The following is a 24758-nucleotide window of genomic DNA, read 5'->3' as shown; positions in this document are numbered from 1 at the left end:
CTACTCCTCCCAGACCGGGGCCGCCGCGTTGACGGCGTCGCCGACGATGTGCACGCGGAGGTCGTTGGTCGAGCCGGAGATGCCGGGAGGGGAACCGGAGATCACGACGACCTTGTCGCCGACCTCGGCGAGCCCCTCGGCGAGGAGCACCTCGTCGACCTGGCGGTACATCGCGTCGGTGTGGGTGACGCGCTCCACGACGAACGACTCGATGCCCCAGATCAGGGCCATGCGGCGGCGGATCGCGGGGTCGGGGGTGAACGCCTTCATGGGAACGCGGAAGCGCAGCCGCGACATCCGGCGAGCCGAATCTCCCGACTCGGTGAAGACGCAGACGTACTTCGCGTCGACGAAGTCCGCGACCTCGGCGGCGGCGAGGGTGATCGCACCGCCCTGCGTGCGCGGCTTGGTGCCGAGCGGGGGAATGCGCTCGAGGCCGTGGTCCTCGGTGGACGCGACGATGCGCGCCATCGTCTGGACCGTGATGACCGGATACTCGCCGACGCTGGTCTCGCCGGAGAGCATGACCGCGTCAGCTCCGTCGAGGATGGCGTTGGCGACGTCCGAGGTCTCTGCGCGGGTCGGGACAGGCGACGAGATCATCGACTCGAGCATCTGCGTGGCCACGATCACCGGCTTGGCCATGCGGCGGGCGAGCTCGACCGTGCGCTTCTGCACGATGGGGACGGCCTCGAGGGGCAGCTCCACGCCGAGGTCGCCGCGAGCGACCATGATGGCGTCGAACGCGTCGATGATCGCCTCGAGGTGGTCGACGGCCTGCGGCTTCTCGATCTTGGCGATGACGGGGACCCTGCGGCCCTCCTCCGCCATGATCTCGTGCACGCGCACGATGTCGTCGGCGTTGCGCACGAACGAGAGCGCGATGAGGTCGGCGCCGAGCTTGAGGCCCCAGCGCAGGTCGTCCTCGTCCTTCTCGGAGAGCGCGGGCACGTTGACCGCGACGCCGGGCAGGTTGATGCCCTTGTTGTTGGAGACCGCGCCCGCGACGATGACCTCGGTCGTGACGACCGGCCCGTCTACCGAGGTGACCTTGACCTTGACCTTGCCGTCGTCGATCAGAAGGAAGTCGCCGGGCGACACATCGTCCGGAAGCCCCTTGAACGTCGTGCCCGAGAGCTCCCGGGTGCCTAGGACGTCCTCGGTGGTGATCTTGAAGATGTCGCCGACCGCGAGGTCGTAAGGGCCGGCCTCGAACTTGCCGAGTCGGATCTTCGGGCCCTGGAGGTCGACCATGACGGCGACTGCGCGGCCCGAGTCCTCGGCGGCCTTGCGCACATTCGCGTAGACCTCCTCGTGCACGGCGTACGAGCCGTGGCTGAGGTTCATGCGTGCGACGTCGACACCTGCATCGATGATCGCCCTGATGTTCTCGTAACTCGACGTTGCTGGGCCGAGTGTCGCGACGATTTTAGCTCGTCTCATGACTTCCTTCTGTGGTGGGTACTGCTGTGGTGGTGGTGGTGGTGGTGGAATGGATCAGAGTGAGATCGCGTGATCGGTGGGACGCACGGGGAACGGCAGCTGCGTCTCCCCCTCAAGGTAGCGATCCACGGCGGATGCCGCAGCGCGCCCCTCGGCGATGGCCCACACGATGAGCGACTGGCCGCGACCGGCGTCGCCCGCGACGAACACGCCCGACTCGCTCGTCTGGTAGTCGCCGTCGCGCTCGATGTTGCCCTTGGCGTCGAAGGGGACCGGGAGCTGCGCCTCGATCGTCTGCGACTCCGGACCGGTGAAGCCGAGTGCCAGCAGCACCAGGTCGGCGGGGATCTCGCGCTCGGTGCCCGACTTCGGCACGCGGCGGCCATCGATGTACTCGGTCTCGGCGACGCGGATCGCCCGCACCTCGCCCGCCTCGTTGGAGAGGAACTCGACGGTCGACGCCAGGTAGACCCGCTCGCCGCCCTCCTCGTGAGCGCTCGACACTTCGAACAGAGTCGGGGCCATCGGCCACGGCTGGTGCTCGGGGCGCTCGGTCGGCGGCTGGACGCCGATCGCGAGGTTGGTCACCGAGAGCGCCGACTGGCGGTGCGCGGTGCCGATGCAGTCGGCCCCCGTGTCGCCGCCGCCGAGCACGACGACGTGCTTGCCCTCCGCGCTGATCTGCTCGGGGACGAGGTCGCCGGCGCCCGCCTTGTTCTGCTGCACGAGGTACTCCATGGCGAAGTGCACGCCGAGGAGGTCGCGGCCGGGGATCGGCAGGTCGCGCGGCACCATGGCACCCGTCGCGATGACCACGGCGTCGTAGCGCGCCTTGAGGTCGCTCCAGGAGATGTCCACGCCGATCTCGACGCCGGCACGGAAGCGCGTGCCCTCGGCCTGCATCTGCGCGATACGGGCCTCGATGTGCTTCTTCTCCATCTTGAAGTCCGGGATGCCGTACCGCAGCAGGCCGCCGATGCGGTCATCCCGCTCGAATACCGCCACGGTGTGGCCCGCGCGCGTGAGCTGCTGGGCCGCCGCGAGTCCCGCGGGGCCGGACCCGACCACGGCCACGGTCTTGCCGGTGAGGCGCTCCGGCGGGTGCGGCGTGACGAGCCCGTTCGCGAACGCCTGGTCGATGATCGAGACCTCGACCTGCTTGATCGTCACGGCCGGCTGGTTGATGCCGAGCACGCAGCTCGACTCGCACGGTGCCGGGCACAGGCGTCCGGTGAACTCGGGGAAGTTGTTGGTCGCGTGCAGGCGCTCGATGGCCTGTGCGCCCTCGCCGCGCCACATGAGATCGTTCCACTCGGGGATCAGGTTGCCGAGCGGACAGCCCTGGTGGCAGAACGGGATGCCGCAGTCCATGCAGCGGCCAGCCTGGCGCTTGAGCTCCGAGGAGTCCTGCTGCTCGTAGACCTCTTTCCAGTCCATGAGCCGCAGGGCGACGGGGCGTCGAGCAGGAGTCTCGCGCTCTTGTACCTTGAGGAAGCCCTTCGGGTCAGCCACCGGTTACCTCCATGATGCGTGCCCAGGTGATGTCGCCATCCGGGTCAAGTCCTTCGTCGATGGCCGTCTGCCGCGTCTGCAGCACGGCCGCGTAGTCGCGCGGCAGCACCTTCGTGAAGTGCGCGATCGTGTCATCCAGGTTCTCGAGCATCTTCGCCGCCACCACCGAGTCGGTCTCGTCCCGGTGCCGGGTGAGCAGGTCGGTGAGGATCTCCACGTCGGCACTGCCGAGGGGCAGCAGCTCGAGCTCGCCGGTCGCCAGGGACTCGGCGTTCACGCGCTCGGGACGCAGGTCGTGGATGTAGGCGGTTCCGCCCGACATGCCTGCGCCGAGGTTGCGCCCGGTGCCGCCGAGGATGACGGCGAGTCCGCCGGTCATGTACTCGAGCGCGTGGTCGCCCACGCCCTCCACGACCGCGGTCGCCCCGGAGTTGCGCACCAGGAACCGCTCGCCCACGATGCCGCGCAGGAACATGCTGCCCTGGGTCGCACCGTAGCCGATGACGTTGCCGGCGATGACGTTGCGCTCCGCCGGGAACACGCTGTTGCGGTGCGGGCGGATGACGATCTCGCCGCCGCAGAGGCCCTTGCCCACATAGTCGTTGCTGTCGCCCTCAAGCCGCAGTCGGATGCCGGCCGGCATGAACGCGCCGAACGACTGTCCGGCCGTTCCGGTGAGGCGCACCTCGATCGTGCCCGTGGGCAGGCCGTTCTCGCCGTGGCGCACGGTGACCTCGTGGCCGAGCATGGTGCCGACCGCGCGCTCCGTGTTGCGCACCGGGAGCTCGATCACGACGGGCGTGCCGTTCTCGAGTGCGGCGCTGCTCAGGCGGATCAGCTGCTGGTCGAAGTGCTTCTCGAGCTCGTGGTCCTGCGGCACGCGGTTGGTGCGCGGCTCGTCGTCGTCGAACTCCGGGCCCACGAAGATCGGGGTCAGGTCGAGGCCGTCGGCCTTCCAGTGCTCGACAGCGCGGTCGACGTCGAGCAGCTCACTGTGGCCGATGAGCTCCTCGAGAGAGCGGAAGCCCAGCTCCGAGAGGTACTCGCGCACCTCCTGCGCGAGGAACTCGAAGAAGTTGACGACGAACTCCGGCTTGCCGGTGAAGCGCGCGCGCAACTCGGGGTTCTGGGTCGCGACGCCGACCGGGCAGGTGTCGAGGTGGCAGACGCGCATCAGGATGCACCCGCTCACGACGAGCGGGGCGGTGGCGAAGCCGTACTCCTCCGCGCCGAGCAGCGCGCCGATGATGACATCGCGGCCCGTCTTCATCTGCCCGTCGACCTGCACGACCACGCGGTCGCGCATGCCGTTGAGCATGAGGGTCTGCTGGGTCTCGGCGAGGCCGATCTCCCACGGTGTGCCCGCGTGCTTGAGCGAGTTGAGGGGGCTCGAGCCGGTGCCGCCGTCGTGGCCGGAGACCAGCACGACGTCCGCGAGCGCCTTCGTCACGCCCGCCGCGACCGCGCCGATGCCCGACTGGCTCACGAGCTTCACGTGCACCCGTGCCTTCGGGTTCGCGCGCTTCACGTCGAAGATCAGCTGCTTGAGGTCTTCGATCGAGTAGATGTCGTGGTGCGGGGGCGGCGAGATCAGCCCGACGCCGGCGGTGCTGTGGCGGGTGCGCGCGATCCACGGGTAGACCTTCGCCGCGGGCAGCTGGCCGCCCTCGCCGGGCTTCGCGCCCTGCGCCATCTTGATCTGGATGTCGGTGGCGTGCGTGAGGTACATGCTCGTCACACCGAATCGACCGGAGGCGACCTGCTTGATCGCACTGCGGCGCTCCGGGTCGAGGAGGCGCGCGACATCCTCGCCGCCCTCACCCGTGTTGGAACGGCCGCCGAGGTGGTTCATCGCGATCGCCAGAGTCTCGTGCGCCTCCTGGCTGATCGAGCCGTAGCTCATCGCGCCGGTGTTGAACCGCTTGACGATCGACTCGACCGACTCGACCTCGTCGATCGGCACCGCCGGACGGTGGCTGTCCTTGATCTTGAACAGGCCGCGCAGGGTCATGAGGTTCTCGGCCTGCTCGTCGACCAGCTTCGTGTAATCGCGGAAGATGTCGTAGCGGCGCGACCGGGTCGCGTGCTGGAGCTTGAACACCGTCTCGGGGTTGAACAGGTGGGGCGGCCCCTCGCGGCGCCACTGGTACTCGCCGCCGGTGGCGAGGCGCTCGTGCGCGATGACGGAGCCGTCCTCCGGGTACGCGGCCGCGTGACGGGCCGCGCTCTCGGCCGCGATGACGTCGATGCCGACGCCGCCGAGCAGGCTCGACGTGCCGGTGAAGTACTGGTCGACGAACTCCTGGTTGAGCCCGACAGCCTCGAAGGCCTGGGCCGCGGCGTAGGAGCCCACCACGGAGATGCCCATCTTGGACATGATCTTCAGCACGCCCTTGCCGAGGGCCTTGATGAGGTTCTTGACGGCCTTCTCGGGGGTGAGCCCCTGGATCATTCCGCTGCGGACGAGCTCCTCCGCCGTCTCCATCGCGAGGTACGGGTTGATCGCCGACGCGCCGTAGCCGACGAGCAGCGCTACGTGGTGCACCTCGCGCACATCGCCCGCCTCGACGATGATGCCGACCTTCATCCGGTTCTCTTCGCGGATCAGGTGGTGGTGCACTGCGGCGAGCATGAGCAGCGACGGGATGGGAGCCAGGTCCTTGTTCGAGTCGCGGTCGGAGAGCACGATGAACTGCGCGCCGTTCGCTATAGCCTCGTCGACCTCCGCGCACATCTTCGCGAGGCGCTTCTCCATGGCCTTCGGGCCCTTGTCGACGCGGTACAGGCCCTTGAGGGTGACCGTGGGCCGACGGCCGCTCGCGGTTTCGAAGTGCTGGATCTTCGCGAGCTCGTCGTTGTCGATCACCGGGAAGTCGAGCGCGATCTGCTTGGCGTGCTCGGGGGTCGCGGTGAGGAGGTTGCGCTCAGGGCCGAGGCCCGACCTCATCGAGGTGACGACCTCTTCGCGGATGGAGTCGAGCGGTGGGTTGGTCACCTGGGCGAACTGCTGAGTGAAGTAGTCGAACAGCAGCCGCGGCCGGTCGGAGAGGACGGCGATGGGCGTGTCGGACCCCATCGCGCCGAGCGGCTCGGCGGCGAACCGCGCCATCGGCATCACCAGGATGCGCACCTCCTCCTCGGTGTAGCCGAAGGTGCGCTGGCGGCGCGTGACGGAGGCGGGCGTGTGCACGATGTGCTCGCGCTCGGGGAGGTCCTTGAGGGCGATGCGGCCCTGCTCGAGCCACTCCCCCCACGGCTCGGAGGCCGCGAGCTCGGCCTTGACCTCGTCGTCCTCGATGATGCGGCCCTCTGCCGTGTCGACGAGGAACATCTTGCCGGGGCGCAAGCGGCCCTTGCGCACGACCTTGCTCGGCTCGATGTCGAGCACGCCGATCTCGCTCGCGAGCACCACGAGGCCCTCGTCGGTGACGAGGTAGCGGCCGGGACGCAGCCCGTTGCGGTCGAGCGTCGCGCCGACGAGCGAGCCGTCGGTGAAGACGAGCGCGGCGGGGCCGTCCCACGGCTCCATGAGCATCGAGTGGTACTCGTAGAACGCGCGGCGCGCCGGGTCGACGTCGGTCTGGTTCTCGTAGGCCTCGGGCACCATCATCATCATCGCGTGCGGCAGCGAGCGGCCCGCGAGGTTGAGCAGCTCCACGACCTCGTCGAACGACGCGGAGTCGCTCGCCCCGGGTGTGTTGATGGGCAGGATCGAGCGGATGTCGCCGAGCACATCACTCTCGAGCTGCGACTGCCGGGCGCGCATCCAGTTGCGGTTGCCCTGCACGGTGTTGATCTCGCCGTTGTGCGCGATCATGCGGAACGGCTGGGCGAGCGGCCACGACGGGAAGGTGTTCGTGGAGTACCGCGAGTGCACGAGAGCGAGCTTCGAGGTGAAGCGCTCGTCGGACAGGTCGGGGTAGAACGGCTCCAGCTGGAGGGTCGTGACCATGCCCTTGTAGACGAGGGTGCGCGCGGAGAGCGACGGGAAGTACGCGTTCAGCTGGTGCTCGGCCCGCTTGCGCAGGCGGAACACCTGGCGCTCGAGCTCGATGCCGCCCGCGGTGCCCTTGTCACCGACCCTCGTCGACTGGATGAACACCTGCTCGAAGGCGGGCATGGCGTCGCGCGCCAGGTTGCCGAGGTGGCTCGCCTCGACGGGCACCTCGCGCCAGCCGAGAACGGCCAGGCTCTCTTCGGCGGCAAGCTCGGCGATTCCCTGCTTGAGGGCCTCGCGCTCAGCAGCGTCGGTGGGCAGGAAGGACATCCCGACCGCGTAGCGGCCCACGGGAGGGAGCTCGAAGTCGACGACAGCCCTGAGGAAGGCATCCGGGATCTGGGTGATGATGCCGGCGCCGTCGCCCGTGCCCGCGTCCGAGCCGACCGCGCCGCGGTGCTCGAGGTTGCGCAGCGCGTTGAGAGCGGTCTCGATGATGTCGTGGCCCGCCGTGCCGCGAAGAGTCGCGACCATGGCGAGGCCACAGGCGTCCTTCTCATTGCGCGGGTTGTAGAGCCCCGTCGCGTGCGGAACTGAGCTGAAGCGCTCGAAAGTTGGCGTGAGAGCCATGGGAACCGTCCTCACGTTGGTGCATTTGCGGTGGGGGACGTCGGCGGCCCTAAGGAATCTGGCCCCCGGTTATTAGGAGCGCGTGTTACCAGAGTCGCTTGTGGCGAGCTTCTCGTCTGCGTCGGCGACTTCGTCGTCGGGTTCGTCAGCATCCGAATAGGTCTCTCCGGAGTCTACAGCACCCTCCGGCTTCCACTCCCGACCCGGCACGTACGGCCCGGGCTCGAGCCCGGGGTGGCGGCGGCGCTGGACGGCGAACAGGATGATACCGAGCAGGATCGCCGCGAAGGCGCCCCACACGTTCGTGCGGATCCCGAAGAAGACCTCGCTCGGGTCGATGCGGATCGACTCGAACCACGCACGGCCGATTCCGTACCAGATCATGTACAGCGCCCACACCTTGCCCCACTGCAGGCGCGGAACCGCGTCGCCCACCGGAACCGGGAGCGTCAGGCCGAGGACGGTCTTCTTCACGAAGCGGTACTGCCGCTCCATCGTCAGCAGGAAGACGATGCCGACGACGTTCCAGATCATCTCGTAGAGGAAGGTGGGGTGGAACAGCGTGCCCTCTGCGAGTCCGACCGGGAACGCGGGGTTGGACTTCTCGATCTCGAGCCCCCACGGCAGGTCGGTCGGCAGGCCGAAGAGCTCGTGGTTGAAGTAGTTGCCGAGGCGGCCGAGGGCCTGGGCGAGGAGTATCGCGGGCGCGAGAGCGTCGGCGAACGTCCAGAAGCGCAGGCCCGTGACGCGGCAGCCGATCCAGGCGCCGACGGCTCCGCCGATCAGGGAGCCGAAGATCGCGTTGCCGCCCTCCCAGATGGCGAAGACATTGCCGGGCTTGCTGATGTTGAACGGGTCGGCACCGTCGTAGAAGTAGTCACCGGGGTGCGTGAGCACGTGGTACGCCCGCGCGCCGATGAGGCCCAGCGGGATAGCCCAGATGATGACGTCGAGCACGATGCCGGGCTCGGCGCCGCGCGCCTTCAGCCGCTGGTTGACCATGACGGTCGCGGCAATGATGCCGACCAGGATGCACAGCGCATAGGTGTGGATCTGGATGACCTGGTCCTCACCGACGAACGGCAGGACCGCGTGCAGCCAGCCGATCGGGATCGACCACGGGATCTGCCAGTCGATGGGCGGGCTGGGGATGCTGAGCGGCAGGAGCGGCACGCCGGTCACCTTTCTAGAGCGAGGAGCCTGTATTAGCTGAAAAGGCCACGGGCAACTGTACCCGCTGCGAGGGCCTTTGCAGCGCGGGCCACGGCGGGCACTCCCCCGTCGGCCAGGGCGGAGACGAGGGCGGATCCGACGATGGCGCCGTCCGCGTAGCCGAGCACCTCGCGCACCTGGTCGCCGGTGGAGATACCGACCCCGACGCAGGCGCTCGTGGCACCCGCATCCCGGAGCCGGCCGATGAGCGAGCGCGCCGCCTGGTCGACGTCCGCACGTGCCCCGGTGATGCCCATCGTGGAGACGGCGTAGACGAAGCCGCGGCTCCTATCGACAGCCTGGCGCAGGCGGGCGTCAGTCGACGAGGGAGCAGCGAGGAAGACTCGGTCGAGATCGGTGCGGTCGGAGGCGGCGAGCCATTCCGAGGCCTCGTCCGCCACGAGGTCGGGCGTGATCAGCCCGGCACCGCCCGCGGCGAGGAGGTCGTCGGCGAATCGGTCGACGCCGTACTGGAGCACGGGGTTCCAGTAGGTCATCACGAGGACGGGGGCGTCGACGCGCGCGGTGATGGCCGCGACGGCCTCGAAGCCGTGGCCGAGCTTGAAGCCGTTGGCAAGGGCGGTCTGAGTGGCCTTCTGGATGACGGGGCCGTCCATGACCGGATCCGAGTAGGGCAGGCCCAGCTCGATGATGTCCACGCCGTTCTCGACGAGCGCCACCGCGGCGTCGATGCTGGTCTGCAGGTCGGGGAAGCCGACCGGCAGGTAGCCGACGAGCGCCCCGGACCCGGCGGCCTTGCGCGCGGCGATGACGCCTTCCGCGGGGCTCATCGCTCGGGGCTCTCGATCGGCTCGGCGTCCTCGGCGACGAGTGCCGCCGTGTCGAGGATGTCGAAGTACTTGCCGGCGGTCTCCATGTCCTTGTCACCGCGGCCGCTCAGGTTGACGAGGATGATCGCCTCCGGGCCGAGCTCCGTGCCGAGCTTGATCGTGCCCGCGAGGGCGTGCGCAGACTCGATGGCGGGGATGATGCCCTCGGTGCGGCTCAGGAGCCGCAGCGCCTGCATGGCCTCGTCGTCGGTGATCGGCAGGTAGCTCGCACGGCCGATGTCGTTGAGCCACGCGTGCTCCGGCCCGACGCCCGGGTAGTCGAGGCCCGCGGAGATCGAGTGCGACTCGACGGTCTGGCCGTCGTCGTCCTGCAGCATGTACGAGCGCGCGCCATGGAGCACTCCCGGCCGTCCGCGCGTGATGGTCGCGGCGTGCCGCTCGGTGAGGTGGCCCTCGCCCGCCGCCTCATAGCCGTAGAGCGCGACATCCGGGTCATCGAGGAACGCGTGGAAGATGCCCATCGCGTTGCTGCCGCCGCCAACGCACGCCGTGACGGCGTCGGGCAGGCGGCCGGTGAGGTCGAGCACCTGGCGGCGCGCCTCCTCGCCGATGATCTTGTGGAAGTCGCGCACCATGACGGGGAACGGGTGCGGGCCCGCGACAGTGCCGAGGAGGTAGTGGGTGTTGCCCACATTGGCCACCCAGTCGCGCAGTGCGTCGTTGATGGCGTCTTTGAGCGTGCGGGAGCCCGTGGTCACCGGGATGACCGTCGCGCCCAGGAGGCGCATCCGCGCGACGTTGAGGGCTTGGCGCTCGGTGTCGACCTCGCCCATGTAGACCACGCACTCCATGCCCATGAGCGCCGCAGCCGTCGCGGTCGCGACGCCGTGCTGGCCGGCACCGGTCTCAGCGATGAGCCGCGACTTGCCGAGGCGCTTCGCGAGGAGGGCCTGGCCCAGCACGTTGTTGATCTTGTGCGAGCCGGTGTGGTTGAGGTCCTCGCGCTTGAGGATGATCCGGGCACCGCCGGCGTGCTCGGCGAAGCGCGGCACCTCCGTGATGATGCTCGGGCGGCCGGTGTACGTGGCGTGGAGCTGGGCGAGCTCGGCCTGGAACACGGGGTCGGTCTTGGCCGCGGTGTAGGCCGCGTCGAGCTCGTCGAGGGCCGCGATGAGCGACTCGGGAACGAAGCGGCCGCCGTACTCGCCGAAGTACGGGCCGAGCTCGTCCCTAAGCATCGGCGCCGATGAATTCACGAAGGGTGGTCACGGGGTCTCCATTGGTCACGAGGGCCTCGCCCACGAGTACGACATCGGCGCCGGCACTGCGGTAGTGCGCGACGTCCGCGGGTGTCTTCACCGCCGACTCGGCGACACGGATGACCCCGCTGGGGATCTGGTCCGCGAGCCTGCCGAAGAGGTCCTGGTCGAGCTCGAAAGTGCTGAGGTCACGGGCATTGACCCCGATGACGTCGGCACCGAGGTCGAGCGCGCGCTCCACCTCGTCCGCGCTGTGGGTCTCGACGAGCGGGGTCATGCCGAGCTGGTTGATGAGAAGCGCGAGCTCCTCGAGCTTCGACTGCTCGAGCGCCGCGACGATGAGCAGCACGAGGTCCGCTCCGGCGGCGCGCGCCTCGAAGACCTGGTAGGGGTCTGCGATGAAGTCCTTGCGGAGCACCGGCACGGATGCCGCGTCCCGAACGGCCTCGAGATCGGCCAGTGACCCGCCGAAGCGCCGTCCCTCCGTCAGCACGCTGATCGCCGAGGCGCCGCCGAGTTGGTACGCGGACGCCAGCGCGGCCGGATCCGCGATCTCCGCAAGCGCGCCGCGCGAGGGGCTCGCCCGCTTGATCTCGGCGATGATGTGCACTCGGTCACGGGGTGCGAGCGCGGCGAGCACATCGAGCGCGGGCTCCCGGGCGAGAGCGGCCGACTCGACGTCGGCAAAACTACGAGCAGCGCGACGCTCCGAAGCGTCCGCGACTGCTCCGGCTACGAGGTCGGTGAGCACCCTAGCTGTGCACCTTGGGCTGGAGCCGTGCTCCGCCGACGCCGTAGCCGAGCTTGCCGAGAACGAAGCCCACGAGGGCGCCGACGACAACGAGGCCGGCGGAGGCGAAGACGAGCCAGGCGATGTTGAACCAGAAGGCGAGGGTGCCGATCGCGAACGCGACAAGCATGATGATGACTGCGGTCCAGGCGGCTGGCGAGTTCCCGTGGCCGGGGTCGGAATCAGCGTGGATCTGGCTCATCGAACGGGCTCCATTTCGTGGGGTACTGGTGAAATTCTAGCGGGTCGGGTCGGAGCCGTCGCTCAGGCTGTCCCATGCGCCGATCGGCGTGCCGGTGTCGTCAGCCGGAACCGCCTCGTACTTCGTGGTGGGGCCGGGCCAGCGATGGCCGGTGGCGAGGACAGCTGCCCCGACGAGGGCGGTGAGCACACCGGCGGCAACACCGACGGCGGGCCAGATGCTCACGGCGACCCCCGTGACGAGCGCGGCGATCGACTCAGGGCCGCCCACCGCAGTTGTGGCCGTGATCGTGCTCGCGGATGCCGACACCGGGTCCCCGAGGGCGCCCGCGGCGACCAGCACGACGAGCACGCCGATCGCGGTCTCGAGGATGCCCAGCGCGACCCGAACCCCGCGGCCGGCGATCGACAGCGCGCCGAGCAGCGCGAGCGACGCGAGGCCGAGGGCGGAGAGTGCCGGCGCCGCGGCCTGCCCGGCCACGGGCAGCGCCTGGCCGCCCTCGAGCACGAGGTCGAACCACGTCTGCGTCCACGACAGTAGGGCGAGGCCCGCGACGAGGATGCCGCCCAGGACGATCACGAGCCGGAGCCGTCCGGGCTTCACAGCACCCTCCGCATGGCGTTCGCCACGGCGACAGCGCGCAGGGGCGCTGCTGCCTTGTTCTGCGACTCCTGGTGCTCGGCAGCGGGGTCGGAGTCCGCCACCAGGCCGGCGCCGGCCTGAACCCGGGCGAGGCCGCCCACGATCGTGGCCGTGCGGATGGCGATCGCGAGGTCGGCGTCGCCCGCGAAGTCGAAGTACCCGACCACTCCGCCGTACACGCCGCGCTGCGCCGGCTCCAGCTCGTCGATGATCTCCAGCGCGCGCGGCTTGGGCGCCCCCGAGAGCGTGCCCGCCGGGAAGGTCGCCCGGAACACGTCGACCGAGCTCGCGTCGGCGTTGAGGTCGCCCTCGACAGACGAGACGAGGTGCATGATGTGGCTGAACCGCTCCACCTGCATGAACTCGGTGACCTCGACGGTGCCGGGCGTGCAGACCTTGAGCAGGTCGTTCCGGGCGAGGTCGACGAGCATCAGGTGCTCGGCCTGCTCCTTCGTGTCCGCGAGGAGCTCCTCCGCGAGCTCGAGGTCGCGCTCGGGCGTGTCGCCGCGGGGGCGCGAGCCGGCGATCGGGTGCATGTACACGCGCTGGTCGGAGACCTTGACGAGGGCCTCCGGGCTCGAGCCGACGATGGAGTACGACTCCCCCGCGGTATCGACGAGCGTCAGGAGGTACATGTACGGCGAGGGATTGAGCGTTCGCAGGACCCGGTAGATGTCGATCGGGTCGGCGGTCACCTCATGGTCGAAGCGCTGCGAGACGACGACCTGGAACACGTCGCCGTCGACGATGTACTTCTTCGAGCGCTCGATCGCGTCGTGGTACTCCGCCGGCTGGGTGCGCGGGATCGGTGTCGGCGCGATCGTGAGGTCGACCTCGGCGAGCCATGCCTCGTTCGGCTTGGCGATGGCCTGCTGCATCGCGTCGAGCCGGCGCTGGGCATCCCCCCACAGCGCGTCGCGGCCGTCGGACCCGTCGTTGAGGGCCGCGGCGATGAGGAGCACGGTGCCGTACCGGTGGTCGAGGACCACGAGCTCGGAGACGAAGCTCAGGGCCTGCCCGGGAACGCTGAAGTCGGCTGGCGGGACGTGCGGCAGCCGCTCGAGCTGGCGGATCGCCTCCCAGCCGATGAACCCGACGAGGCCGCCGGTGAGCGGCGGGTGGCCCGGCACGTGCGGGGTGCTCCAGCGCTCGTAGAGGTGCGCCACGGCGTCCAGCGGACCGGTCGGGTGCGACTCGCCGAGCGCGCGCTCGACCGGCAGCCCGTAGTCGAGCCAGGTCGCCCGATCGTCGACCTGGGTCAGCACGCCGAAGCTCGAAACGCCCACGAACGAGAATCGGGACCAGATGCCGCCCTGCTCCGCGGACTCGAGCAAGAAGGTGCCCGGCTTGCCCTGGGCGAGCTTGCGGTACACGCCGACGGGCGTCTCGCCGTCGGCGAAGAGCTCGCGGATGACCGGGATGACCCGGTGGCCGGCCTCGAGCCGGGCGGTGAAGTCAGCGGCGGTGGTCGAGTTATGCATTGTCGATCACCACCGGCTCGAGCGGGTCCACGTCGAAGCACGCGTGCGCGCCGGTGTGGCACGCGGGCCCGTGCTGGTCCACGGTGACGAGGATCGTATCGCCGTCGCAGTCGAGCGCGGCACCGCGGACGAGCTGGATGTTGCCGCTCGTGTCGCCCTTGCGCCAGAACTCCTGGCGGCTGCGGCTCCAGAAGGTCACCCGGCCCTCGGTGAGAGTGCGCCTGAGTGCCTCCGCGTTCATGTAGCCGAGCATGAGGACCTCCTTCGTGTCCCACTGCTGGATGATCGCGGGCAGCAGCCCGTCGGAGTCGAACGTCACGCGCTCGATCACATCGTCTGTCATCGCACTACCCATCCAGCCTCGTCGAGCGCGTGCTTCACGTCGCCCACCGTCAGTTCGCCGTTGTGGAACACGGATGCCGCGAGCACCGCGTCCGCTCCAGCCGCGATGGCGGGGGCGAAGTCCCCCACGGATCCCGCTCCGCCACTGGCGATCACCGGGACACTGCTGATCTCGCGCATCGCGGTGATCAGGTCGAGGTCGAAGCCCTGCTTCGTGCCGTCGGCGTCGATCGAGTTCACGAGCAGCTCGCCCGCGCCGCGCTCGATGGCCTCGCGCGCCCACTCGAGCGCGTCGATATCCGTCTCGGTTCGCCCGCCGTGGGTCGTCATGACGTACCGGCCGGCGCTTCGCTTGACGTCGAGCGACAGCACGAGAGCCTGCGCCCCGAATCGGTCGGCGATCTCGTCCAGCAGCGCAGGGCGCGCGATCGCGGCGCTGTTCACCCCGATCTTGTCCGCGCCGTTGGCCTGCAGCCGTGCCACGTCGTCCGCGCTGCGGACGCCGCCGCCGACCGTGAGCGGGATGAACACCTGCTCGGCGGTCGCGCGCACGACGTCGTACATCGTCGCGCGGTCGTCCACGGTGGCCGTCACATCGAGGAACGTGATCTCGTCCGCGCCCTGCTCGTAGTACTTGCGCGCGAGCTCGACAGGGTCACCGGCATCCCGCAGGTTCAGGAAGTTGACGCCCTTCACGACGCGCCCCGCAGACACGTCGAGGCACGGGATGACCCTGACGGCGACGGTCATATCCGTGCGGCGTGGATAGCGCTCACCAGGATCGCGCGGGCGCCGACCTGGTACAGCTCGTCCATGATGTGGTTCGTGTCCGCCCGCGGCACCATCGCCCGCACGGCTACCCACTCGGGATCGTGCAGCGGCGACACTGTCGGGCTCTCGATGCCGGGGGTGATGCGCGTGGCCGCCTCGAGGAGCGCGAGCGGCACGTCGTAGTCGACGAGCACGTACTGCCGGGCCACGAGCACGCCCTGCAGGCGCCGCTGCAGCACCGTGATGCCGGGAAGGTCGGCCTTGGTGCTGATGAGAACGGCGGTGGAGTCCAGGATGACGGGACCGAAGATCTCCAGACCCTGCGCGCGCAGGGTCGAGCCGGTGGAGACGACATCGGCCACGGCATCCGCGACGCCGAGCTTGACGGCCGACTCGACGGCGCCGTCGAGCGAGACGATCTGCACCTGCACGCCGTTGCGGGCGAGGAAGTCGCCGACCAGGGCCGGGTAGCTCGTCGCCACCCGCTTGCCCGCGAGGGCCGCGAGGTCGGCGAAGGCCCCGGGAGGCCCGGCGAAGCGGAAGGTCGAGGCCCCGAAGTCGAGGCTCGCGATCTCGCTCGCGGGGCTGCGGGAGTCGAGAAGCAGGTCGCGGCCGGTGATCCCCACGTCGAGGGCCCCGGAGCCCACGTACGTCGCGATATCGCGCGGGCGCAGGTAGAAGAACTCGACGTCGTTGCGCTCGTCGCGCACACTCAGGGCGCGCGGATCACGGCGGCCCGTGTATCCCGCCTCGAGAAGCATCTCGGACGCGGTCTCGCTCAGCGATCCCTTGTTAGGAACTGCGATTCTCAGCATGGTCTTCCTCTGGTCGAAGTGGATGGGGGCGACAGTTATAGATGTCGCCAGACATCCGAAGGGGTGAGCCCCTTCGCGACCATGAGCACCTGCAGGTGGTAGACGAGCTGCGAGATCTCGGCAGCCGTCTCCTCGTCGGTCTGGTACTCGGCGGCCATCCAGACCTCTGCGGCCTCTTCGACGATCTTCTTGCCGATCGCGTGCACGCCGGCGTCGAGCTCGGCCACCGTGCCGGAGCCCTCCGGGCGCGACACTGCCTTCTCGCTCAGCTCAGCGAACAGCTCGTCGAAGGTTTTCACGTGGTCAAGCGTATCGGCTGAAAACGCAGGAGATTCCCCCGCGAGGAGCCCCGGAGCGCGCCGAACGGCGCGCTTCCGAAGAATCTCCTGCGTTTTCGATCGACGGGCTAGTTGGTGCCGAGCAGGTCGATGACGAAGGTGAGGGTGCGGCCGGAGAGGCGGTGTCCGCCACCGGCGGGGCCGTACGCGAGGTGCGGCGGGCAGATGAGCTGGCGGCGGCCGCCGACCTTCATGCCGGGGATGCCCTCCTGCCAGCCCTTGATGAGGCCGGAGAGCGGGAACTGGATGGACTGGCCGCGGCTCCAGCTGGAGTCGAACTCCTCGCCGGTCTCGAAGTCGACGCCGAGGTAGTGCACGTCGACGGTGGCGCCCGGCTTGGCCTCGGCCCCGGTCCCCTCCTCGATGTCGATGATCACGAGATCGGTGGGCTCGGGGCCCTCGTAGAACTCGACTTCGGGCTTGGTCTTGGGTGAATCTGTCATGCTCCTATCCAAGCAGAGAAGGAAGGGCCCGACCGTGAGCGCAGTCTCCCCCGAGAACGCCGACCGCGAACACCTCGCCGAGGCCGTCGGGCTGGCCCGCCTGGCGCGGGAGCACGGCAACCACCCGTTCGGCGCGCTGGTCGTGGCATCCGACGGCCGCGTCGTCACCGCGGAGAACAGCGTGGTCACGACGGGCGACCCGACCGGCCACGCCGAGACGAACCTCGTCCGGCGCGCCGCGGCGGAGCTCTCCCCCGCCGAACTCGCGACGAGCGTGCTCTACACGAGCACCGAGCCGTGCGCCATGTGCAGCGGGGCCATCTTCTGGTCGGGCATCGGCACCGTGGTGTTCGCGCTCGGCGGCGACGAGCTCATCGATCTGCTGCCGGACGGCTCCGCCGAGTTCAGTCTCGGGATGCCCGCGCGCGAGGTCTTCGCCCGGGGCGGTCACCCCACCGCGGTGCGCGGGCCGTACGACATCGCCGGCGCGCGCGAGGTTCACGCAGGCTTCTGGGACTAGTGCGCGTGGCCCGCCGCGCGCTCGCGCAGGGCGGCGATCTGCGTGGCGGGGTCGCCCTTGAACACGGCTGAGCCCGCCACGAAGGTGTCCGCGCCGGCCTCGGCCGCAATGCCGATGGTGTTCTCGTCGACGCCCCCGTCGACCTGCAGCCACACGTCCCGGTCGCCCCGCGCGGCCTTGAGCGCCACGAGCTTGGGCATCACCGCCTCGATGAAGCTCTGCCCGCCGAACCCGGGCTCGACAGTCATGACGAGCACCTGGTCGAACTCCGGGAGCAGTTCGAGGTAGGGCTCCACCGGGGTGCCGGGCTTGAGCGCGATTCCGGCGCGGGCCCCGATCTCGCGCAGGCGCCGAGCGAGCGCCACGGCATCCGTCGCCGCCTCGGCGTGGAACGTCACCGAGAACGCGCCGAGTTCGGCGTACCCGGGGGCCCAGCGGTCGGGGTCGTCGATCATCAGGTGCACGTCCAGCGGGATCGACGAGACGTCCTGGATGCGACCGACCATCTGTGGGCCGAACGTGAGGTTCGGCACGAAGTGGTTGTCCATGACGTCCACATGCACGAGGTCTGCCGTCGAGATGCTCGCGATGTCCCGCTCGAGGTTGACGAAGTCCGCGGCGAGGATACTCGGGTTGATGCGCACCATTAGACCTTAGCCAGCAGCTGGATGAACATGGCGTCCGTGCCGTGGCGGTGCGGCCAGAGCTGCACGTGGCTCGCCTCGGGGAGGTCGAGGGGCTCGTTCACGATCGACTGGAGCACCCCGGGCGTGTCGAGGCGCTCGACCCCGGATGTCTTCCGCAGCACGGAGGCGACTATCGACTTCGTCTCGGCGGCGTGCGGCGAGCAGGTGACGTAGGCGAGGACTCCGCCCGGCTTGAGCGCGGCGATCGCCGAGGCCAGGAGCTTCGCCTGCAGCGTGCCGAGCCCGGCGACATCGCTCGGCTGCTTGCGCCAGCGCGCCTCCGGCCGGCGGCGCAGCGCGCCCAGACCGGTGCAGGGCGCGTCGAGCAGGATGCGGTCGAACGCCTCCGGGTACAGCCCGCCGATCGTCGTGCCGTCCAGCTCCCACACCTCGGGCGGCGCCTCGAACACCGCCAAGGCCTTGCGGACCAGTTCGGCACGGGCCGGCACGAGCTCGTTGGCCGTGAGAATGGCACCTCCCCCGCGCGCCTCGGCCGCGAGAAGGGCGGCCTTGCCGCCGGGGCCGGCGCACAGGTCGAGCCACTGCTCCCCCGGGATGATCGGGCGCGCGCGGCTGAGCGCGAGCGCCGCGAGCTGCGAGCCCTCGTCCTGCACTCGTGCCCGGCCCTCTCGCACCGGCCCGAGCTTCAGCGGGTCGCCGCCGTCGAGGATCGCGCCCACGGGCGAGAACTCCGCCGGATGCGCGTCCAGCTCCTCGATCGTCGACTCCCCCGGCAGGGCGGCTATCGATACGCGCGGCGCGACGTTGTCCGCCGCGAGCAGCGCCTCGAGCTCGGCCTCCCTGCCCTCCGCGGTGAGAACCTGCCGGAACGCGCGCGCCACCCATAGCGGGTGGGAGTACTCGATCGCGAGTCTCTCCTCCCCCGAGCCGGCTTCCGCGAGCACGCGGGAGCGCCAGGTGTCCGCGTCGGTGCGCGTGATCGTCCTGAGCACGCCGTTCACGAACCCGACGGCGGAGTTCGATCCGACGGTCTTCGCGAGCTCGACGGACTCGTCCACCGCCGCGTGCTGGGCGACCCGCATGGAGAGCAGCTGATGGCACGCGAGCCGGAGCACGTCGAGGATGGGCGGGTCGATCTTGTCCACGTCGCGGCCGGCGGCCAGGGCGATGATGCGGTCGTAGTAGCCCTGCATGCGCAGCGTCCCGTAGGTGAGCTCCGTCGCGAGGCCCGCGTCCGCCTCCGAGAGCTTCGCACGGCCGAGCCGCACGGGCAGCAGCAGGTTGGCGTACGCGTCCGAGTCGCGGACCGCCATGATCACGTCGAGCGCGATGCGACGGGCCGGCTGTGCGCTCATGCCTGCACCTGGGCCCGGCCGCGCCACCAGGACGCCGCGTCCATGGCCTTGCGCCCGGCGGGATGCACGACCAGCAACTCGATCGGCTCAGACCCGGTGCCGACCAGCACCGCCTTGCCGGCAAGGGCGAAACTGCCGGGCTCCAACCGCGGCACGTCCCGTGCGATCGACGCCTCGAGCACTTTGAGCCGCGCCCCGTCCACCGTGGTGAACGCGCCGGGCTCGGGAGTGACCCCGCGGATGAGGTCGTGGACGGCCTGCGCGGACCGCGTCCAGTCGATGAGGCCGTCCTCGAGGGTGAGCTTCGGCGCAAGTGTCACATCGCCCACCTGGGCCTCGGCGCGGGCCGTGCCGTCCGCCAGCGCGTCGACGACGCGCAGGAGCAGCTCGGCGCCGCCCACCGAGAGCGCCTCGAGGAGCCGGCCTGCGGTCTGGTGCGCGCCGATCGGCTCGGTCATCCGGCCGTAGACATCCCCGGCATCGAGCTCGGGCACGAGCTGGAAGACTGTCGCGCCTGTCACGTCGTCACCCGCGATGATCGCGCGCTGGACAGGGGCCGCGCCGCGCCAGCGCGGCAGGAGCGAGAAGTGCAGGTTGATCCAGCCGAGCCTCGGGGCCGAGAGCAGCGGCTCGCGCACGAGGCCGCCGTAGGCGACGATCACGCCGAGATCAGGCGCAAGGTCCTTCACCCGCTCGGTGGCGTCGCCCGCAAGGCGGTTGGCCTTGATCACCGGGATGCCGCGGCTCGCCGCCTCGTCAGCAACGGGCGTGGGCGTGAGCACACCGCGCCGCCCCTGGGGCGAGTCCTCACGGGTCACAACGCCCGCTATCTCGTGGCGGGACTCGGCGAGCGTGGCGAGACTGGGAACAGCGGCGGACGGGCTGCCGGCGAAGACGAGGCGAAGCGGAAGGGATGACATCGCATCCATTCTCTCGTGCCCGGGGATGTCTAGCTCTCCAGGAAGGGCTCGACGTCGTCGAGCCGGACTCGCAGGGTCGGGGCACCTGGCCCCCTGGACGCCGGGCCGCGGCGTCGGGACGTCGCCGCGCGGATCAGCTCAGCACGGAGCGCGGCAGCGATGTCGGCGCCGTGGTTGTAGTCGAACCGCAGGATGGTGCGCACGGTCGGCGGCGCCAGGTCGACCGGTCCGAGCACGTCCTCCGCCACGACGCCCGCGGCCGCGACGGCCTTGCCGACGGACTCCACGGTGCCGGTGATCGTCGCGACCCGCACGGCCGGCGGGAAGCGCAGCCGCCGCCGATCGGCGAGCTCAGAGCGCGCGTAGTCGGCGTGGCGCCAGGTGACGAGGGCTGTGGCGAGAGCGCCGCCCACGCCCACGAGCACCGTGGTGGCACCGCCGGCCGCGAGGGCCACGGCGTTCGACCACCAGCGCAGGCAGTCCTCCCCGACCCGAAGGCTCTCGCGGGCGAGCATCCGTTCGCCATCGAGGAGTAGAACGGCGCGATAGCCTCCCGCGGCGACGGGCTCGGCGCCGCGGGTGGCGATCACCAGCGCGGGCTCAGCTCCCACCGCGAGGACCTGCCGCTCGCCGTCCGCGATGATGACGCGCACACCGGGGAAGGCGCGGCCGAGGTCCTCCGCCGTGCGGGTGGCGCCGTTGCCCACCAGCCGGAGCTTCTCCCCATCGCAGTTGCCGCACTTCCAGTCGACGGCGAGAGCACCGCACCACGCGCAGGCCGGGACGGAGCGGGCCGACTTCTGCAGCAGCGGCCCCTCGCAGCGCAGGCAGCGCGCGGTCTGCCCGCAGTCAGCGCAGGCGAGGCGGGGCGCGTACCCCGGGCGCGCCACCTGCACGAGCACCGGCCCGCTCTCGAGCGCGGCTCGTGCGATCTTCCACGCGGCGGACGGGATACGGGCTTGCGCGGCGAGGCGGTCCGTGGTGGCCTGCTGCGCGGTCGGGACGACCTTCGGCAGCACGAGCGGCACGGGCGACACCGAGCGCAGCCAGCCGAGCTCGACGAGCCGCTCGACCTCGGTGCTGCGCGAGTTGCCGAAGAACGCGAGGGCGCAGCCCTGCAGCTCCTGCCTGAGCAGGGCGGCGTCACGGGTGTGGACGTAGGGGCTGAGGGGCTCGCTGTGCAGGGGGTCGCCGTCGTCCCACACGGCGATGAGGCCCAGGTTCGCCGCGGGCGCATACACGACCGAGCGGTTGCCGACGATGGCGAGCGGCCCGCCTCCGAGGCACCGCAGCAGTGCGCGGTAGCGTTCGGGATTCGACTGCTTCGCGTCCAGGCGGACGATGCACTCCTCGGGCAGCACAGCCCGCAGGGCGGCCTCCAGCTGCTCCTGGTCGCGGTAGTCCGGTACCGCGAGGATCGCACTGCGGCCCTCGGCGAGCACGGATGCCGCGGCCGCCGCCATCGTGACGGCCCAGGCGCCGACCCAGACGCCGTCGGCTACCTGCCGCACACCCGGCACCGCATCCACGGCCAGGCGCTCGTTGATCGACAGGGCCGACTCGAGCACCCGGGGCGCGTAGGACTCTATCGGCGCCGCGGTGACGACGGGGAAGGGCAGGTTGCCCTCGTCGGCGAGGTAGGCCTTCTCGACGCGCACCTGCCGCGTGGGCACCGCGAGCCGAACAATATCGCTCGCGGACCCTGCCGCACGGTCTGCCGCCTTGCGCGCCAGCGCCCAGACCTCGGGCGCGAGAATCCGCACCGGTGACACCACGGAGTCGAGCTCGCTCAGCACCCCCGTGTAGTCACCGGACTCCACGACCTCGATGAGAAAGCCGTCGGCCACCCGGCCCGCCGAGCGCAGCGGCACCTTGACCCGGACCCCGGGAACCGCCGACTCGGCAAGTTCCAGCGGAATGACGTAGTCGAACAGCCGGTCGAGCTGCGGCAGCGGTGAGTCGAGCAGCACGCGCGCGATCGACGCGCCCGCCAGCCCTAGCGCCGCAGGCAACGCACTACAGGCCGACTGCGGAGCGGAGGTCGCCGACGCGGTCGGTGCGCTCCCAGGTGAAGTCGGGCAGCTCGCGGCCGAAGTGGCCGTAGGTGGACGTCGCCGAGTAGATCGGCCGCAGGAGATCGAGGTCGCGGATGATCGCCGCTGGCCGGAGGTCGAAGACCTCGCGGATCGCGTCGATGATGAGCGCCTCGTCCACGTGGGCCGTGCCGAAGGTCTCGACGTAGAGGCCGACTGGCGCGGCCTTTCCGATCGCGTAGGCGACCTGCACCTCGAGCCGGTCGGCGAAGCCCGCGGCCACGGCGTTCTTGGCCACCCACCGCATGGCGTACGCGGCGGAGCGGTCCACCTTCGACGGGTCCTTGCCGCTGAAGGCGCCGCCGCCGTGGCGCGATGCGCCGCCGTAGGTGTCGACGATGATCTTGCGGCCGGTGAGACCGGCATCACCCTGCGGGCCGCCGATCTCGAAGCGGCCTGTCGGGTTGATGAGGATGGACGCGGCTGCGCTGTCGAGGCCGGCGGTCTCGAGGACGGGGCGGATGACCAGCTCCTCGACCTCGGCGAAGAGGGTCGCGTTGTCGACGGAGGGCGAGTGCTGCGTGGAGAGCACCACCGTGTCGACGGTGCGGGGCACGTAGCCCTCGTAGCCGACCGTCACCTGCGTCTTGCCGTCGGGCCTCAGGTAGGCGAGCTGGCCCGACTTGCGGACCTCGGCGAGCCTCTCGGCGAGCCGGTGGGCGAGCCAGATCGGCAGCGGCATGAGCTGAGGAGTCTCGACGGTGGCAAAGCCGAACATGATCCCCTGGTCGCCGGCGCCCTGGAGGTCGAGGTCCTCGGTAGCGCCCTCGCGCGCCTCGAGAGCACGGTCGACGCCCTGGGCGATGTCCGGCGACTGGGAGCCGATCGACACCTCGACACCGCACGACGCCCCGTCGAAGCCGACGAGCGAGGAGTCGTAGCCGATGCCGGTGATGAGCTCGCGGACGATGGTGGGGATGTCGACGTATCCGGAGGTGGTGACCTCCCCCGCGACGTGCACGAGCCCGGTCGTGACGAGAGTCTCCACCGCGACGCGGCTGCCGCGGTCCGCCGCGAGCAGGGCGTCGAGGATGCTGTCGCTGATCTGATCGCAGATCTTGTCAGGATGCCCTTCGGTCACCGACTCGGAGGTGAAAAGGCGCAGGGCTGTGCTCATTCGATGGCTCCAGTGATTGTTACGCGAGCAGGTCCAAAATACGGTCGGCGACCGACAACTTTGTACCGACGGCCCGGACTACTGTATCCCCGGCCGTGTCGATGACCACGACTGTGTTGCGCTCCGTGGCGAACCCCTCGGTCCACCCCACCCTGTTGACGACGAGGTAGTCGCAGCCCTTGCGGGCGATCTTCGCACGGCCGAGGGCGAGGAGCGCGTCGTCATCCTGCTCGGTCTCCGCGGCGAAGCCGATGATCACCTGGCCGGGGCTCCGGTGCTCGGCGAGCCCCCTGAGGATGTCGGGGTTCTTGACCAGGCGCAGGTCGAGCACATCGCCCTGCTGCTCCTTCTTGATCTTGCTCTGCGCGACGGACTCCGGCCGGTAGTCGGCAACGGCCGCGGCCATGATGATCACGTCGGCGTCGGCCGCGGCATCCGTGACCGCCTTCTCCAGCTCGAGGGTCGAGCCTACGCGCACGACCGCCACAGACGCGGGCGCCTCCACCTCGAGGTTCGCGGCGATCAGAGTGACGTCGGCGCCCCGCGCCGCCGCGGCCAGTGCGAGGGCGATGCCCTGGCGGCCGCTCGAGCGGTTGCCGATGAAGCGCACCGGGTCGAGAGGCTCGCGCGTGCCCCCGGCGGTGACGAGGATGCGCTTGCCCGCGAGATCCCGCGGGCCGACGACCGCGAGGGCCGCCGCAACGATGTCGTCGGGCTCGGACATCCTGCCCGGTCCCGCATCCTTGCCCGTGAGCTGGCCGCTGGCCGGGCCGACCACCGTGACGCCGCGCGACCGCAGTACCTCGACGTTGTGCACCGTCGCGGGGTTCAACCACATCTCCGTGTGCATCGCCGGGGCGACGACGAGCGGCGCGGTGCTCGCGAGGATCGTGTTGCCGAGCAGATCGTCGGCGAAGCCGCCGGCGAGTTTCGCAAGAGTGTTGGCGGTTGCCGGCGCGACGATGATCAGGTCCGCGGCCTGGCCGATCGCGACGTGCCTGACCTCGGCCACGCCCTCGTACAGGTCGGAGTGGACGAGGTTGCGACTGAGCGCCTCGAGCGTCGGCCGGCCCACGAACCGCAGCGCGTTGTCCGTGGCGACCACGTGGACGTCGTGGCCCGCGAGCACAAGCGCACGGACGACGTTGACGGCCTTGTACGCCGCAATGCCGCCGGTGATGCCGACGACGATGTTCATGCCGGGTGGTTAGTCTTCGCTGAGGCGCTTGAGCTCGAGCTTGTCCTCGTTGATCTCGTGGAGGGCAACGGAGAGGGGCTTGTCGTCGATCGTCGAGTCGACGAGAGGGCCGACGTTGTCGAAGAGCGAGCCCTCGTGGAGGTCGGCGTAGTAGTCGTTGATCTGGCGGGCGCGCTTGGAGGCGAAGATCACGAGCTGGTACTTGGAGTCGACCTTCGAGAGCAGCTCGTCGATGGGCGGGTCGATGATTCCTGAGTGGCGGTCAACCATGAGAAGGGCTCCTTGCGTAGGGATCCCGCG

The 24758-nt window shown here is 70.0% G+C and carries 23 protein-coding genes; 1 reads left to right on the top strand and 22 read right to left on the bottom strand.

Annotation, left to right across the window (positions count from 1 at the left end; genetic code table 11):
• The 15 genes from pyk to AC1RTC_RS03530 form a co-directional block, all read right to left on the bottom strand.
• The gene (gene pyk, locus AC1RTC_RS03600) at positions 1-1443 is read right to left on the bottom strand and encodes a pyruvate kinase (protein WP_493154083.1); all 1443 of its coding nucleotides are present in this window, start codon (positions 1441-1443) and stop codon (positions 1-3) included.
• 54 nt (positions 1444-1497) lie between these two features.
• Positions 1498-2955 (bottom strand): glutamate synthase subunit beta, encoded by a 1458-nt coding sequence (locus AC1RTC_RS03595; RefSeq protein ID WP_493154082.1) that lies wholly within the window; start codon positions 2953-2955, stop codon positions 1498-1500.
• Positions 2948-7522, bottom strand: coding sequence for a glutamate synthase large subunit (gene gltB / locus AC1RTC_RS03590; RefSeq protein ID WP_493154081.1), 4575 nt, complete (start codon positions 7520-7522; stop codon positions 2948-2950). The genes AC1RTC_RS03595 and gltB overlap by 8 nt, the downstream gene beginning before the upstream one ends.
• Before the next feature lie 72 nt (positions 7523-7594).
• A complete protein-coding gene (gene lgt, locus AC1RTC_RS03585; protein WP_493154277.1) occupies positions 7595-8695 on the bottom strand; it encodes a prolipoprotein diacylglyceryl transferase in 1101 nt (366 codons plus the stop codon).
• A gap of 32 nt (positions 8696-8727) precedes the next feature.
• On the bottom strand, positions 8728-9525 hold the full coding sequence (trpA, locus tag AC1RTC_RS03580) for a tryptophan synthase subunit alpha (protein ID WP_493154080.1): 798 nt from the start codon (positions 9523-9525) through the stop codon (positions 8728-8730).
• A complete protein-coding gene (trpB, locus tag AC1RTC_RS03575; RefSeq protein ID WP_493154079.1) occupies positions 9522-10763 on the bottom strand; it encodes a tryptophan synthase subunit beta in 1242 nt (413 codons plus the stop codon). Before trpB ends, trpA begins: the two co-directional genes overlap by 4 nt.
• A complete protein-coding gene (gene trpC, locus AC1RTC_RS03570) occupies positions 10756-11535 on the bottom strand; it encodes an indole-3-glycerol phosphate synthase TrpC (protein WP_493154078.1) in 780 nt (259 codons plus the stop codon). The genes trpB and trpC overlap by 8 nt, the downstream gene beginning before the upstream one ends.
• Before the next feature lies 1 nt (position 11536).
• Entirely contained in the window at positions 11537-11776 is a 240-nt protein-coding gene (locus tag AC1RTC_RS03565; protein WP_493154077.1) for a DUF6704 family protein, read from the bottom strand.
• A gap of 36 nt (positions 11777-11812) precedes the next feature.
• Positions 11813-12379 carry a Trp biosynthesis-associated membrane protein gene (locus AC1RTC_RS03560; protein WP_493154076.1) on the bottom strand — a complete coding sequence of 189 codons (567 nt, stop codon included), beginning with the start codon at positions 12377-12379 and terminating at the stop codon, positions 11813-11815.
• The gene (locus tag AC1RTC_RS03555; protein WP_493154075.1) at positions 12376-13899 is read right to left on the bottom strand and encodes an anthranilate synthase component I; all 1524 of its coding nucleotides are present in this window, start codon (positions 13897-13899) and stop codon (positions 12376-12378) included. Before AC1RTC_RS03555 ends, AC1RTC_RS03560 begins: the two co-directional genes overlap by 4 nt.
• A complete protein-coding gene (gene hisI / locus AC1RTC_RS03550; protein WP_493154074.1) occupies positions 13892-14242 on the bottom strand; it encodes a phosphoribosyl-AMP cyclohydrolase in 351 nt (116 codons plus the stop codon). The genes AC1RTC_RS03555 and hisI overlap by 8 nt, the downstream gene beginning before the upstream one ends.
• Positions 14239-14991 (bottom strand): imidazole glycerol phosphate synthase subunit HisF, encoded by a 753-nt coding sequence (gene hisF, locus AC1RTC_RS03545; RefSeq protein WP_493154073.1) that lies wholly within the window; start codon positions 14989-14991, stop codon positions 14239-14241. The genes hisI and hisF overlap by 4 nt, the downstream gene beginning before the upstream one ends.
• Positions 14988-15827, bottom strand: coding sequence for an ATP phosphoribosyltransferase (hisG, locus tag AC1RTC_RS03540; RefSeq protein ID WP_493154072.1), 840 nt, complete (start codon positions 15825-15827; stop codon positions 14988-14990). The genes hisF and hisG overlap by 4 nt, the downstream gene beginning before the upstream one ends.
• A 35-nt stretch (positions 15828-15862) precedes the next feature.
• The gene (locus AC1RTC_RS03535; RefSeq protein WP_493154071.1) at positions 15863-16126 is read right to left on the bottom strand and encodes a phosphoribosyl-ATP diphosphatase; all 264 of its coding nucleotides are present in this window, start codon (positions 16124-16126) and stop codon (positions 15863-15865) included.
• A gap of 107 nt (positions 16127-16233) precedes the next feature.
• Positions 16234-16608, bottom strand: a complete 375-nt coding sequence (locus tag AC1RTC_RS03530) for an FKBP-type peptidyl-prolyl cis-trans isomerase (protein WP_493154070.1) — start codon at positions 16606-16608, stop codon at positions 16234-16236.
• Between the two features lie 34 nt (positions 16609-16642).
• On the opposite strand from AC1RTC_RS03530, the gene AC1RTC_RS03525 reads away from it, so the two are divergent.
• Complete coding sequence (locus tag AC1RTC_RS03525) at positions 16643-17128, top strand: nucleoside deaminase (RefSeq protein ID WP_493154069.1); 486 nt, start codon at positions 16643-16645, stop codon at positions 17126-17128.
• Here the strand turns inward: AC1RTC_RS03525 and rpe are convergent.
• From rpe to rpoZ, 7 genes are read right to left on the bottom strand one after another with little or no spacing between them, the layout of a single operon-like run.
• Positions 17125-17775, bottom strand: coding sequence for a ribulose-phosphate 3-epimerase (gene rpe / locus AC1RTC_RS03520; RefSeq protein WP_493154068.1), 651 nt, complete (start codon positions 17773-17775; stop codon positions 17125-17127). The genes AC1RTC_RS03525 and rpe overlap by 4 nt on opposite strands.
• Positions 17775-19130 (bottom strand): RsmB/NOP family class I SAM-dependent RNA methyltransferase, encoded by a 1356-nt coding sequence (locus tag AC1RTC_RS03515; protein ID WP_493154067.1) that lies wholly within the window; start codon positions 19128-19130, stop codon positions 17775-17777. Before AC1RTC_RS03515 ends, rpe begins: the two co-directional genes overlap by 1 nt.
• Complete coding sequence (gene fmt, locus AC1RTC_RS03510) at positions 19127-20050, bottom strand: methionyl-tRNA formyltransferase (RefSeq protein ID WP_493154066.1); 924 nt, start codon at positions 20048-20050, stop codon at positions 19127-19129. The genes AC1RTC_RS03515 and fmt overlap by 4 nt, the downstream gene beginning before the upstream one ends.
• A 29-nt stretch (positions 20051-20079) precedes the next feature.
• The gene (locus tag AC1RTC_RS03505) at positions 20080-22062 is read right to left on the bottom strand and encodes a primosomal protein N' family DNA-binding protein (RefSeq protein ID WP_493154065.1); all 1983 of its coding nucleotides are present in this window, start codon (positions 22060-22062) and stop codon (positions 20080-20082) included.
• Between the two features lie 4 nt (positions 22063-22066).
• Positions 22067-23260, bottom strand: a complete 1194-nt coding sequence (metK, locus tag AC1RTC_RS03500) for a methionine adenosyltransferase (protein ID WP_493154064.1) — start codon at positions 23258-23260, stop codon at positions 22067-22069.
• Between the two features lie 19 nt (positions 23261-23279).
• Positions 23280-24458 (bottom strand): bifunctional phosphopantothenoylcysteine decarboxylase/phosphopantothenate--cysteine ligase CoaBC, encoded by a 1179-nt coding sequence (gene coaBC / locus AC1RTC_RS03495; protein WP_493154063.1) that lies wholly within the window; start codon positions 24456-24458, stop codon positions 23280-23282.
• Positions 24459-24467: 9 nt separating this feature from the next.
• Positions 24468-24728 carry a DNA-directed RNA polymerase subunit omega gene (rpoZ, locus tag AC1RTC_RS03490; protein ID WP_493154062.1) on the bottom strand — a complete coding sequence of 87 codons (261 nt, stop codon included), beginning with the start codon at positions 24726-24728 and terminating at the stop codon, positions 24468-24470.
• Positions 24729-24758 lie beyond the last annotated feature (30 nt).

This window comes from Rhodoglobus sp. GW821-FHT12B09, from assembly GCF_058809925.1.
The sequence above is the reverse complement of the archived record's forward strand: the minus strand, read 5'-3'. Positions and strand labels throughout refer to the sequence as shown.

Excerpts from the sequence above, each read along its gene's own strand:
- AC1RTC_RS03555 (WP_493154075.1), bottom strand. The coding sequence starts at position 13,899 with ATGCATAACTCGACCACCGCCGCTGACTTCACCGCCCGGCTCGAGGCC.
- hisI (WP_493154074.1), bottom strand. The coding sequence starts at position 14,242 with ATGACAGACGATGTGATCGAGCGCGTGACGTTCGACTCCGACGGGCTG.
- hisG (WP_493154072.1), bottom strand. The coding sequence starts at position 15,827 with ATGCTGAGAATCGCAGTTCCTAACAAGGGATCGCTGAGCGAGACCGCG.
- trpA (WP_493154080.1), bottom strand. The coding sequence starts at position 9,525 with ATGAGCCCCGCGGAAGGCGTCATCGCCGCGCGCAAGGCCGCCGGGTCC.
- coaBC (WP_493154063.1), bottom strand. The coding sequence starts at position 24,458 with ATGAACATCGTCGTCGGCATCACCGGCGGCATTGCGGCGTACAAGGCC.
- rpe (WP_493154068.1), bottom strand. The coding sequence starts at position 17,775 with ATGGTGCGCATCAACCCGAGTATCCTCGCCGCGGACTTCGTCAACCTC.
- rpoZ (WP_493154062.1), bottom strand. The coding sequence starts at position 24,728 with ATGGTTGACCGCCACTCAGGAATCATCGACCCGCCCATCGACGAGCTG.
- metK (WP_493154064.1), bottom strand. The coding sequence starts at position 23,260 with ATGAGCACAGCCCTGCGCCTTTTCACCTCCGAGTCGGTGACCGAAGGG.
- AC1RTC_RS03515 (WP_493154067.1), bottom strand. The coding sequence starts at position 19,130 with ATGAGCGCACAGCCGGCCCGTCGCATCGCGCTCGACGTGATCATGGCG.
- hisF (WP_493154073.1), bottom strand. The coding sequence starts at position 14,991 with ATGACCGTCGCCGTCAGGGTCATCCCGTGCCTCGACGTGTCTGCGGGG.
- trpB (WP_493154079.1), bottom strand. The coding sequence starts at position 10,763 with ATGCTTAGGGACGAGCTCGGCCCGTACTTCGGCGAGTACGGCGGCCGC.
- AC1RTC_RS03565 (WP_493154077.1), bottom strand. The coding sequence starts at position 11,776 with ATGAGCCAGATCCACGCTGATTCCGACCCCGGCCACGGGAACTCGCCA.
- gltB (WP_493154081.1), bottom strand. The coding sequence starts at position 7,522 with ATGGCTCTCACGCCAACTTTCGAGCGCTTCAGCTCAGTTCCGCACGCG.
- fmt (WP_493154066.1), bottom strand. The coding sequence starts at position 20,050 with ATGTCATCCCTTCCGCTTCGCCTCGTCTTCGCCGGCAGCCCGTCCGCC.
- AC1RTC_RS03530 (WP_493154070.1), bottom strand. The coding sequence starts at position 16,608 with ATGACAGATTCACCCAAGACCAAGCCCGAAGTCGAGTTCTACGAGGGC.
- pyk (WP_493154083.1), bottom strand. The coding sequence starts at position 1,443 with ATGAGACGAGCTAAAATCGTCGCGACACTCGGCCCAGCAACGTCGAGT.